The sequence below is a fragment of the Photorhabdus sp. RM323S genome (assembly GCF_042879375.1).
GTDB classification, from domain to species: domain Bacteria; phylum Pseudomonadota; class Gammaproteobacteria; order Enterobacterales; family Enterobacteriaceae; genus Photorhabdus; species Photorhabdus tasmaniensis.
Genome location: NZ_JBHFKZ010000007.1, coordinates 18,058 through 30,742 on the forward strand (window position 1 = coordinate 18,058; position 12,685 = coordinate 30,742).

9 protein-coding genes are annotated in these 12,685 nt (G+C 40.4%); 5 read left to right on the top strand and 4 right to left on the bottom strand.

Features of this window, described 5'->3' with window-relative positions; translation table 11 throughout:
• Nucleotides 1–137 precede the first annotated feature (137 nt).
• The 3 genes from ACGF7G_RS05205 (at nt 138) to ACGF7G_RS05215 (ending at nt 5,253) form a co-directional block, all read left to right on the top strand.
• Complete coding sequence (locus ACGF7G_RS05205) at nt 138–1,733, top strand: serine hydrolase domain-containing protein (RefSeq protein WP_387463983.1); 1,596 nt, start codon at nt 138–140, stop codon at nt 1,731–1,733.
• A gap of 145 nt (nt 1,734–1,878) precedes the next feature.
• Entirely contained in the window at nt 1,879–3,474 is a 1,596-nt protein-coding gene (locus ACGF7G_RS05210; protein ID WP_387463985.1) for a serine hydrolase domain-containing protein, read from the top strand.
• A 186-nt stretch (nt 3,475–3,660) separates the two neighbouring features.
• On the top strand, nt 3,661–5,253 hold the full coding sequence (locus tag ACGF7G_RS05215; RefSeq protein WP_387463986.1) for a serine hydrolase domain-containing protein: 1,593 nt from the start codon (nt 3,661–3,663) through the stop codon (nt 5,251–5,253).
• 481 nt (nt 5,254–5,734) lie between these two features.
• Here the strand turns inward: ACGF7G_RS05215 and ACGF7G_RS05220 are convergent, their stop codons facing one another.
• The 4 genes from ACGF7G_RS05220 to ACGF7G_RS05235 all read right to left on the bottom strand — a co-directional run bounded on the left by ACGF7G_RS05220 (nt 5,735) and on the right by ACGF7G_RS05235 (nt 10,525).
• Nucleotides 5,735–6,757, bottom strand: coding sequence for a hypothetical protein (locus ACGF7G_RS05220; protein WP_387463987.1), 1,023 nt, complete (start codon nt 6,755–6,757; stop codon nt 5,735–5,737).
• A gap of 639 nt (nt 6,758–7,396) precedes the next feature.
• Complete coding sequence (gene uxuA / locus ACGF7G_RS05225) at nt 7,397–8,584, bottom strand: mannonate dehydratase (protein WP_387463988.1); 1,188 nt, start codon at nt 8,582–8,584, stop codon at nt 7,397–7,399.
• An 88-nt stretch (nt 8,585–8,672) separates the two neighbouring features.
• Nucleotides 8,673–9,431: an FCD domain-containing protein gene (locus ACGF7G_RS05230; protein ID WP_387463990.1), complete on the bottom strand. Its 759-nt coding sequence runs from the start codon at nt 9,429–9,431 to the stop codon at nt 8,673–8,675.
• A gap of 113 nt (nt 9,432–9,544) precedes the next feature.
• Nucleotides 9,545–10,525: a TRAP transporter substrate-binding protein gene (locus ACGF7G_RS05235; RefSeq protein WP_387463992.1), complete on the bottom strand. Its 981-nt coding sequence runs from the start codon at nt 10,523–10,525 to the stop codon at nt 9,545–9,547.
• A 296-nt stretch (nt 10,526–10,821) separates the two neighbouring features.
• On the opposite strand from ACGF7G_RS05235, the gene ACGF7G_RS05240 reads away from it, so the two are divergent.
• Both ACGF7G_RS05240 and ACGF7G_RS05245 read left to right on the top strand, forming a co-directional pair.
• Entirely contained in the window at nt 10,822–11,328 is a 507-nt protein-coding gene (locus ACGF7G_RS05240) for a TRAP transporter small permease (RefSeq protein WP_387463994.1), read from the top strand.
• Nucleotides 11,329–11,355: 27 nt separating this feature from the next.
• The gene (locus tag ACGF7G_RS05245; RefSeq protein WP_387463996.1) at nt 11,356–12,657 is read left to right on the top strand and encodes a TRAP transporter large permease; all 1,302 of its coding nucleotides are present in this window, start codon (nt 11,356–11,358) and stop codon (nt 12,655–12,657) included.
• Nucleotides 12,658–12,685 lie beyond the last annotated feature (28 nt).

Genomic DNA, 12,685 nt, shown 5'->3' on the forward strand with positions numbered 1-12,685 from the left:
ATTGCTCCTTATATATTAAATGATAATAGTGATCACTTGGATATTGACTATTTCCGTCTTACAGTATTGCCCTCATGCGTAATCTAACAGACTGCATATATATGCTCTGTTCTTATAACTTTAAAATAAGGAGATTAATGATGAAACCGACTATGTCTACAGATAATATTAAGTTATTTTTCAATAAAATAAACGAATTGGTTGATATTGAAAATAAAAAAAAGGGTGGCGCCCTCGCGGTTGCTGTTACCCACGAAAATGAAACAATTTATCAGCGCTATATTGGGCAAGCTGATCTTGAACATGCAGTCGCTGCACATTCCGGAACTAAATTTTATTTGGCAAGCGCTTCGAAACAATTTACGGCTTTTTGCATTGCGTTGTTGGAAAAAGATGGAAAGCTCTGTGTCAATGATAAGGTTAGACAATATTTGGATTATTTACCCACAGATTTTTCTGACATTACCATTGCACAGCTTATCCACCATATCAGTGGATTACGGGATGAGCTTTTGCTTTATAATCTGGCGGGTAAAAATGCAAACTTTGACCACAGGAGTATTGATTTAGCGAGAAAGCTAATTCAACGGCAACAAGTGCTTAACTTTACGCCGGGGGAATACCATCTGTATTGCAACACTGGTTATAATCTGCTGGGGGAAATAGTCAAAGTGGTTTCAGGTAAATCACTGAGAGAATATGCCGAAGAAAATGTTTTTGCCCCATTAAAGATGAAAGATACCAGTATCTGTGATGATGCTGCCGAGATTATCTTTGATCGGGCGACGGGTTATGCCTATAAAGAGGAGTCGAACCAGTGGATAAGAGATGATCTCAACGATTCAGTGGCCGGTGCAGGAGCAGTTTATTCTACGGTGAATGATTTATGTCGTTGGATTAGAGCGTTTTATTCGCCATCTATTGTTCAAGATCTACTACCTCAGTTATCCCGTACGCCACATTTAGCCAATGGCAATATTAGCAATTATGCTTACGGTTTTGTTATTGACCAACGTGAAGGACAGAAAATAATACAACATAGTGGTAACTACGTTGGCTTCAGAGTTTATATTTACATGGTGCCTGATGCCAAATTGGGTGTTGCTATTACTACCGCAACGGGTATTGATGTTGTTAAACTGGTTGGTCAATGTCTTGATGTATTGTTTAATCCTGACGGTACTAAACCAGAAAAGCAGCCTTGCCGGACCAGTAATGTTGATATTACTGGTATTTTTAGAGGGGTGAAACCCTATCCTTATATTATTACCAAAGAAGATTCATATTTATTGGGTGATTTTTTGAAAAAAGGTAACCCGATTATCTTTAACCATGATGGTACATTCCAAGAGGAGGGAGGTAAAGACCGATTCAGACCCATCATTAAACATGATCGTGTGATAGCACTGGAACAGATTGATGAAGATAGAAATACGTTTTATTTAGAGAAGATGATTGATGAAGGTGGTATTGATATTAAGCGGTTATTAGGGAGCTATTATAGCCACGAAACAGAGGCGACTCTTACTATCTCAGCTTCTGGCGATGAAATTTACATTGATGGAATTATCTATCCTGGAAAAAAAGAAGTCTTACAGTGGGTTTACGGGAATAGTTATTTCTCTCCCCGTACTGAATTCGTTATTGATTTTGAATTAGACTCTAACACGAATAAACCTCACCTTTTTATCAGTAATTCACGTTGCTGGAAGATAGAGTTTGTCCCGGTTTAATTGGCATTGTTGAAAATAAAATAGGAATGGAGAATAGCGTTTTTCTGGCATTATGGCGTGGATTCTATTGGGATCCTAAAGATATTATCTATTAGACTGCATCTGTATGTCCTGTTTGTATAACCTTAATGTAAGGAAATTAATAATGAAATCGAATATATCTACAAATAATATTAAGTTGTTTATCAATAAAATAAACGAACTGGTTGATATTGAAGATAAGAAAAATGGTGGGGCCCTTGCTGTTGTTGTCACCCACGGCAATGAAACTATTTATGAACGCTATATTGGTAAAGCCAATATTGAACACGCGGTTGCTGTACATCCCAGAACTAAATTCTATTTGGCGAGTGTTTCAAAACAATTTACGGCTTTTTGCATTGCCTTGTTGGAAAAAGAAGGAAAGCTCTGCGTTAATGATAAGGTCAGACAATATTTGGATTATTTTCCCGCCGATTTCTCTGATATTACCATTGCGCATCTTATTCATCATACCAGTGGGTTACGGGATGAGTTTTTGCTTTATAGTTTGGCGGGTAAAAACTCAAACTTTGACTACCGCCATATTGATTTAGTGAGAAAATTGGCTCAACGGCAACAAGCACTTAATTTTACTCCTGGGGAATACCATCTATATAGCAACACTGGCTATAATCTACTGGCGGAAATAGTCAGAGTGGTTTCAGGTAAATCACTGAGAGAATATGCAGAAGAAAATGTTTTTGCCCCATTAAAGATGAAAGATACTTTTTTCTATGATGATATAACCGAGATTATCTTTGATCGAGCAATAGGCTACGCTTATGATAAGAATTTGAACCGATGGAAAAGGGATGATCTTAACGATGCGGTGGTAGGGAGTGCAGGGCTTCATTCTACGGTAAATGATTTGTGTCGCTGGATAAGAGCATTTTATTCGCCATCTATTGTACAGGATTTGTTGCCTTATTTATCTCGTACGCCAGATTTAACGAATGGCGATCGTAATGATTATGCTTATGGTTTTTTTATCAGCGAACATGAAGGACAAAAGATGATACGGCACGATGGCACTTATGGTGGCTTCAAATCCGATGTTTGCATTTTGCCTGATATCAAGTTAGGTGTCGCTATTACCGCTGCAACAAATATTGGTGTCACTAAATTGATTGGTCAGGGGCTTGATGTGTTGTTTAACACTGACAGGATTGAGCCAAAAAAACCGCATTGCCGAACTAGTCATATCGATATCACTGGTATTTTCCGAGGGATGGCTCCTTATCCTTATATTATTACCAAGGAAGATTGCTATTTATTAGGGAATTTATTCGAAAAAGGCAATCCGATTATCTTTAACCCTGATGGCACATTTCAGGAAGAGGGAGGTAAAATCCGACTCAGGCCTATCATTAAACATGGCCGTGTAATAGCACTGGAAGAGATTGACAAAAATGGAAATATTTTTTATTTACATAAGAAGATTGATGAATGTGGTATCGATATTAAGCAGTTATTAGGTCTCTATTATAGCCATGAAACAGAAGCGACTCTGACTGTCGTAGCTTCTGGTAATGGGATTTATATTGATGGTGTTGTCTATCTTGGAAAAAAAGAAGTTTTACGGCGTATTTACAAGGATAGTTATTTCTCACCAAGCACTGAGCTTATTATCGATTTTGCATTGGATCCTGAAACGAATAAGCCTAATCTCTATATCAGTGATTCACGTTGTTGGAGGGTGAAGTTCGTCTCAGTTTACTGATGTAGTGTAAATACGAATTTAGAATAGCATTTCTTTAGCAGGATGTGGGGGATTCTGTTTGTTTCTAAAAGGTAGATGAACTTCATCCCTGGCAGAATGGTCATATTCTGCCAGTACTTGTGTGCATACGTAGTATGACCAGTATGTATATATCTATTTGTATAATTTCAAATAAGGAAACTTATAATGGAAGCCACTATATCTACCGATAATATTAAATATTTTCTCAAGGAAATAGACAAACTGGTTGATATTGAAAATAAAAAAAATGGCGCTGCTCTCGCAGTTGCTGTTACTTATGGAAATGAAACCATTTATAATCGTTATATTGGGCAAGCCAGCATTGAACACGCTGTTCCTATACACCCTAATACTAAATTCTATTTAGCAAGTATTTCAAAACAATTCACTGCTTTCTGCATTGCTCTGCTGGAAAGAGAAAGAAAGCTCAACGTCAATGATAAGGTCGGAAAATATGTGGATTATTTCCCTACCGATTTCTCTGACATTACTATTGCGCATCTTATTCACCATACTAGTGGATTACGGGATAAATATGTCCCCTATAGCTTGGCAGGTAAAAATTCAGATTTTGATCACCGCAATATAGATTTGTTAAGAAAACTGATTCAACGGCAACAAGCACTTAATTTCACTCCGGGAGAACGCCATGTTTATAGCAACACCGGCTATAATTTACTGGCTGAAATAGTTAAAGTGGTTTCGGGTAAATCGTTGAGAGAGTATGCAAAGGAAAATATTTTTATCCCATTAAAGATGAATAATACTTCTTTCTATGATGATGTCACCGAGATTATCTCTGACCGGGCGATAGGCTATTCCTATAAAGAGAATTTGAAGCGGTGGATAAGAGATGATCATAACGATTCAACAGTGGGTAGTGCAGGGCTTCGTTCTACGGTGAATGATTTGTGTCGCTGGATCAAAGCATTTTATTCGCCATCCATTGTGCAGGATTTGTTGCCTCAATTATCCCGTATGCCAGATTTGACCAATGGTAATCGTAATAATTATGCTTACGGTTTTTTTATTAGCCAACGTGAAGGACAAAAGATAATACGACATGATGGTTCCTATGCTGGCTTTAAAGCCGAAGTTTGTATTTTACCTGATGCCAAATTAGGTATTGTTATTACTGTTGCAACAGGTATCAATGTTGTTGAATTTATTGATCGATGTCTTGATGTATTATTTAATACTGACATGACTGAGCCAGAAAAACCGGATTGCCAGACCAATAATCTTGATATCACTGGTATGTTCAAAGGGGCAGATCCTTATCCCTATATTATTACTCAGGAAGATTGTTACTTATTAGGTAATTTATTCGAAAAGGGTAACCCGATTATTTTTAGCCATGATGGGACATTCCACGAGAGGGGAAGTCAAATCCGGTTTAGACCGGTAATTGAAAATAAGCGTGTTATCGCACTGGAGCAGATTGATGAAGAAGGGAATGTTTTTTATTTGAAAAAGATGATCGATGAAGGTGGTATCGATATTCAGCTAGTGTCAGGGCGTTATTATAGCCACGAAACAGAAGCGATATTTGCTATTGAAGCTTCGGGTGACAAGCTTTATATTGATGCGGTTGTCTTACCCGGGAAAAAAGAAGCCTTACGGCGAATTTACGGGAATAGTTATTTTTATCCTAGTACTGAACTTATTATTGATTTTGAGCTGGACCCTGAGACGAATACGCCTCGTCTTTATGTCAATGATATACGTTGTTGGAAGATAGAGTTTGTCCGGGTTTAATTGATAGGGTTGCCAATACGAATTGAGAACAGCATTTCTCTGATTGGATGGGAGTGATTTTATCTAGAACCAAAAGATATTTTCTATCAAATGTATTTCATCAGGCAGAATTGTAATATTCATGTTCTGCCTTTTTTATATGATTTTGATATCTTTGATTGCGTTATTATCTATTTTTGGCAGATTCACATAATAAGTGCAATATCGTAATTATGGAAGTAAATATGCTCATGTTCTCTTAAATAATTTATTTGGTGTTTTGCCTCCACTGACTTTTCGCGGACGATGATTCAATTGGTTTACCACAAAATTTATTTCCTAATTTTGTTTCAACGTTTTGATAATGGTTGATGGACTTCAGTGCATTTTCCTTTGGAAAAGGAAAGATGCTAAGATAATAGCAACTAACCGCCCTTCATGAAAATGCACTTATTAGTTTAGCTGAATCCATTTATTATTAATCATCCAATGTGTTAAGAATTTATTTCTTCAACAAATCAACTTCATCTGCATTTTTCTGGCACAACAGAGTAAGATTAGTAATAGAACGGGTAAGATTATCTATAGTATTCTCCAGCTTTTTAATATCCATTTCCAGTTGCTTATTTTTTATATCCAATGCACTCATTCTTGTCAATTCAACATATAATTGCTGACCATTTACCGCCTCCGTACTGTTCTTGGAAATATCCCCGGCAGCAACATTCACAATCTTACGTTGATTACCCGGTTTTCCTACAGAAATAACATTCGATTTGCTGGCAACAGAATTTGCACCTAATGCAATGCTCCCACTTGCTGTTACAGAGGCGTTCTGGCCAATCGCAATTCCCTGAGGTGCACTAACGTTAACCTTTTGCCCCACGACAATAGCAGACGAAGAATTGGACCTGGAGTCTGATCCTAATACAATACTCCGACTTCCTGTTACAGAGGAGTTTTGACCAATCACAATTGCCTGAGACCCACTGGCAGAAACCTTTTGCCCCAGAGCAATAGAAGACGAGCCGCTGGATGCAGAGCCTTCCCCTAATGCAACACTTGCACTTCCTGTTGCAGAGGAGTTTTGACTAATTGCTACTGCCTGATTCCCCCTAGCAATAGCTTTCTTTCCCAGAGCAATAGCAGCCGAACCGCTGGATCTAGAGTCTGATCCCAATGCAACACTCGCATTTCCTGTTGCAGTGGAGTTTTGACTAATTGCTACTGCCTGAACCGCACTAGCAACAACCTTTTGCCCCAAGGCAATGGACGCTGAACCACTGGATACAGAATCAGCGCCAATCGCAATTGGCCATATGACTTTATCATCCTCATTCTTATTCTCTTCTCTACCCGCCAGTTGATTTTGCCCAATAGCAATAGCGGCCTCACTAATTGATTTAGAAACTAGTGGTGAAGCACCAATTGCTATAGCATATATTGCTGGTGCTTCTGCATTCCCAACAACAACTGAATCTTTACCAACTGTTTGATCAGTTGTATTCATATTCTTTGTAGACATATATACCTCTTAATTCAGAAATTAAATTATTATAACTTATTACTGGATTAATAATCCCAGCAATATAACTTAGTATTTTCCATCAGAAATAATAAAATAATACATAATAATTTCTTTTCAAATTTTTCATCATGAAATATTAAACAAACTTAACGATAAAATATTACTATACCCTACCCTCTTTTTACGCGAACCTAAATTAACACTGCAATCGTTAAGGTAAAATATTATACGAAAAATTAAATTTGTAAACAAATTAAAATCATGTGGTTATGAAATATATTTCGTGGGGTTTATTTAATGTATCAAATAGCTTCATTAAATATGACAACTTATCGAACCCGTTAAATTTAAATGAAAACTAACCGACACTATATTATTTGTATATATTTCCATTACCCTCAACACAACTATTTATATAATTTACCCGAGTAAATGCAGTTAATATGCGAAACCGAAACTTATTCTTACTTATTGAAAAATAGAGAATTCGCCAAGATTTTTCTGCCGTTAGCAAATTAATTAAAATAATAAAGTAGAGTTTTATTTCAATATCCTGATAGTAACATCAATGTAGATAAATATAAAAAGCAACCCTTTATAGGGTTGCTAATAAATATATTCAGTAACTTGTATTTATTATTTTCTCTCAAAAAATGCGCGTTTTAAACCTAATTCCAACCCGCGAAATTCTGCCAGACCTTTTAATCGGCCAATACAGGAATAACCGGGGTTCGTCTGTTTTTTCAGGTCATCAATTATTTGGTGGCCGTGATCAGGACGCATTGGGATTAAACGGTTATCGCCGGCTGCTTTGCGGCGATATTCTTCACGCAGGATTTCCATAACTACACTATACATATCTACATCACCTGCCAGATGAGCGGCTTCATGAAAAGTTTTACTGTTTTCTTCCCGTTGGGTGGAACGCAGGTGAGTAAAATAGATCCGGTTGCCGTAGCGCTGAATCATCTCAATCAGATCATTATCACCACGAACGCCGTAGGAGCCGGTGCACATCGTGATGCCGTTAGCCTGGCTGGGTTCAATGGCTGTCAGCCATTCAATATCTTCAATGGTGGAAATGATACGTGGTAAGCCCAGAATCGGGCGAGGTGGATCATCCGGGTGAATTGCCAGACGTAAACCTTGTTCTTCACACACAGGAATAATCTGGTGCAGGAAATAAGCCAGATGCTCACGCAGTTTATCGCGGCTAATATCTTTGTAGCGATCCAATTGCGCCTGAAACTTTTCCAGTGTGTAGCCCTCTTCGGCACCCGGCAGGCCGGCAATGATATTAGCAGTGAGTTTATCAATATCAGCATCAGATATATTGTCGTAATAGATTTTTGCCTGGGCTTGTTCTTCAACCGTATAATCAATTTTCGCGCCAGGGCGTTTGAGGATATGGATCTCAAATGCGGCAAAGGCAATTTGATCAAAACGCAGGGCTTTAGAGCCATTAGGGAGTAGATACTCAAGATCAGTACGTGTCCAGTCCAGCACTGGCATAAAGTTATAACAGATGGTATCTATGCCGCATTCAGCCAGATTTTTCAGCGAAATTTTGTAGTTATCAATCCATTGTTGATAGTGACCTGTCTGAGTTTTAATTTCTTCATGAACAGGCACACTTTCAACAACCGACCAGATAAGCCCTTTATTTTCGATTAGGGTTTTACGGGCCAGAATTTCATCTTTGTGCCAAACTTGCCCGTTAGGAATATGGTGTAATGCGGTGACGATACCCGTTGCACCAGCCTGACAAATATCATCTAAGGAAACAGGATCATTTGGGCCGAACCAACGCCAGGTTTGTTCCATTGTTATTTACCTTTGCACAAATTCAGAATGAAAAACAGCCACCAGAATAACTGGATATAAAAACTTATTTATAAATTATCTTACTGAATTAATTACGCTTCTTTGCTATTTCAACGGGATATGAATTAAACAGATAACCATCGAAATAGGGATCATCAATATCAGACAATTCCAGCAAACGTAATTTCACATTCTCCAGGTGTTGCCACATTGCCTGTTTGGCTGCCGCCGGATCTTTCTTGATCATGGCGGCCAAAATGATCTGATGATCATGCAACCATTCTTTACGGTAATCTTTGTCGGTGATTCGGGTGTGGAGTTTCAGCCACATGGGATTATTTTCCCGCCATGCCCAGGATTGCTTAAGTAGTTCGACTAACATGCTGTTATGTGTCGCTTCCGCAATTGCCAGATGGAATTCTCTGTCACCGGATTCATCTTCACCGGAAGCCAAATCTTCCGACTCTCTTTTCAGTGCTCGGCGCATATTCGCAATGTCGTTTGGTGTAACTTGCATGGCGGCAAATTCAGCAATATTACTTTCCAGCAATTGGCGAGCCTGTAGCAGTTCAAAAGGCCCTGCCGCGTTGACTGAGCATGAAGACGACGACAAGTGAGGGAGGTTGATAATATAAACCCCAGAACCTTTGCGAACTTCAATCAGGTTTTCCAGTTCGAGCATGATTAAGGCTTCACGCACAACGGTTCTGGAAACCCCTAATAATTCAGCAAGTTCTCGTTCCGGTGGTAAACGATCTCCGATACGATATTGCTGGTTGGCAATCATCTGCCTTAATGAAACGCCGACTTCTTGGTAAGGGCGTTTTGGCTCAAGTAAATGCTTCATCACATCACTACCATTATGATAATTATTATTGCATAGATCATAGTCAAAAACAGGAATTGGTCAACCAAAAATGCCGCTTAAGAGTGAAGGTCATTTGACCTTCACCATGATGATTATCTTACTGCGCGGATGCGCTCTACCATACGGTAAAGCATCGGATCAGTTTTCTTGATGTCGTCGTACATAGGTTTGACCGCTTCTTCAAACGATTTTTTATCAACATCAACAAACTTGACCCCAATTTTTTCTGCGTTCTGGCGCTCCTTCGCTTCTGATTTTTCCCATAGCTTTGTCATATATTCCGAAGAGTCGGCTGCCGCATCCATGAGGATTTTTTGTTGTGTTGATGACAGTTTATTTAGCGATTTATTAGAAATCACCAGGACATCCGGCACCATCGTATGCTTATCCAGTGAGAAATACCTTGCAACTTCACTGTGACGGCTCAGGTTGAAAGAGGGAATATTGTTCTCTGCGGCATCCACGACACCCTGTTGCAGGGCGGTATACAGTTCGCCGTAAGCCAATGGTGTTGGGTTGCCGCCCAAGTTTTTCACCATTGAAATGGCGGTTGGGCTAGGTTGTACACGGATTTTCATGCCTTTTAAATCCGCAGGAGTACGGATAGGCTTTTTAGCGTAAAAGCTGCGTGCTCCGGCTTCATAATAGGTTATTCCGACAAACCCGCTGTTTTTGCTGGAAGTGAGGATCTCTTTACCGATCTCTCCGTTTTTGATTTTTTCGTAGTGTGCTTTATCACGGAACAGATAGGGTAAATTAAACGCAGAATAGGCGGGTGTAAAAGCTTCCAGTTCTGCCGCGTTAGATTTGACTAAATCCAGCGCCCCATTTTGCATCAGCTCCATCGATTCCCGCTGGTTGCCCAATTGTGCATCTGGATAGATCCGAATACGAACATCACCATTTGTTTTTTGGCGAACTTCATCAGCAAACTGAGTCATTGCCTTGTGTACTGCGTGATCGCGGTTATGGTTATGACTGAGTTTTAATGTTGTCACTGCCATGACTTGTGATGCTCCCAAGGCGAACATTGCGCCGATGACAGTACATAAAACACGCTTAGAATTGTTCATTGTTCGTTCTCCAATTGCTGTAAATAGGTTACGGGTACAACTGAACTGACGGTCAAACCATAAGCACTACTTTGGCTTTAGTCAAAAAGTAAAAACCATTTGGTTGACCAAGATCCCAAAACAGCCCGGTTTTTTGGTCAACCAGTCAGTTTGTGATCCCGCTCACTGGATGTTTTTTTGACCTGGATCTTATAATCCGGGTGACGTAAAGTGCTTTTTACTTATTTTGGTCAGGCAGTTTTCCCCTATCTGGTTAACCAAACGAGGCTTCATTAAGGCCAATAAGGACAAACCCCATGAAAAACCTGGTGGATTGCATCAATAAAGGTTTGGCATTTTTTACCCTCTGCCTTTCTACTTTTTTGGTGTTTTGTGTCACATGGCAGGTGGTTTCCCGCTATGTGCTGGGTACGCCGAGTACGGTAACGGATGAGCTTGCCCGTTATCTGTTTATGTGGGTCGCCATGATTGGCGCGGCATATACCACAGGTCAACACCGCCACTTAGCTATCGACCTGTTAATGATGAAACTTAAGGGGACAGGTAAAAATATTGTGGGTTTGGTGATACAGGCGGCGGTAGCGTTGTTTGCTGCGGTCGTACTGGTGTATGGCGGATCGGTATTGGCTATCTCAACGCTTGAAACCGGGCAAATTACACCGGCGTTAGGGCTACAGATGGGATATGTCTACTTATGTTTGCCAATCAGTGGAATGCTGATGATTTTCTATGTGCTGGCAGACATTGTTTCTCTGATTCAGAATTTTTCAGGTAAAGACACTGCGGTTTCTGAAAGTCATTAACATCACCAGACAGAAGAGGATGAGTTTATGGATTGGCAAGTGGTTTTAGCTTTGTTTGGTAGCTTTGCTGTGCTGTTAGCACTTGGTATACCCGTATCCTTTGCGATTAGTTTGTCGTCATTACTGGCAATTATGATGACTCTGCCAATGGAGGCGGCAGTTACCGTTGTCGCTCAACGTATGGCTGCGGGTGTTGATAACTTCTCTTTACTGGCGATCCCGTTTTTTATTCTGGCGGGAAATATGATGAATCAGGGGGGGATCGCTGCCCGGCTGATTAATCTGGCAAAAGTCATTGGTGGTCGTTTGCCTGGCTCTCTGGTTCACGTCAATATTATGGCGAACATGTTTTTCGGGGCGATTTCAGGTTCAGCGGTGGCATCGGCTGCGGCAGTCGGTGGAACGATGGCGCCAATGCAGAAAAAAGAGGGCTATGAGCCGGAATATTCTGCTGCTGTCAACATTGCCTCCTGTCCTGCGGGTTTGTTGATCCCGCCCAGTAATACCTTGATTGTTTATTCACTGGTTTCTGGTGGTACATCCATTGCTGCCCTGTTTCTGGCAGGCTATATTCCCGGCATTCTGATGGGGGTATCCCTGATGATTGTGGCGGCGATTATTGCCAGGCACCGTAATTATCCGGTATCGCCAAAGCCGACATGGAGCGCGTTTTTTACCACCTTGGTTCGCGCCTTGCCTTCCCTGATGCTGGTTGTGGTCATTATGGGCGGTATCATTGCCGGTATTTTTACCGCGACAGAGGCTTCGGCGATTGCTGTGTTGTACAGCTTTGTTTTAGCGGTACTGATTTATCGTGAAGTCAGTATCGCTAAACTGCCAAAAATCATTCTCGATTCTGCTGTGACCACCTCCATTGTTCTGCTGCTGATTGGTGCGTCAATGGGAATGTCTTGGGCAATGGCGAATGCTGATCTGCCCTATTTGATCGCTGATGCATTGATGGCGGTTTCTGAAAACCCGCTGGTTATTCTGTTGGTTATTAATCTTATTTTGTTGCTGATCGGCACTTTTATGGATATGACCCCGGCGATTCTGATTTTCACCCCGATTTTCCTGCCGGTGGCACAGAATATGGGGGTTGACCCGGTACACTTCGGTATCATTATGACTTTCAACCTGGCTATTGGTATCTGCACGCCGCCGGTAGGTAGTGCGCTGTTTGTTGGCTGCTCTATCGGTGAGGTCAGCATTAATAAGGTACTGAAACCTTTGGTGCCTATGTACTGTGCTTTGATTATCGCTCTGATGCTGGTGACTTTTATGCCACAACTGAGCCTGTGGTTGCCTCAGATGTTACTGAGTTACTGAGTTACTGATTATTCAGATAATCTGCGTC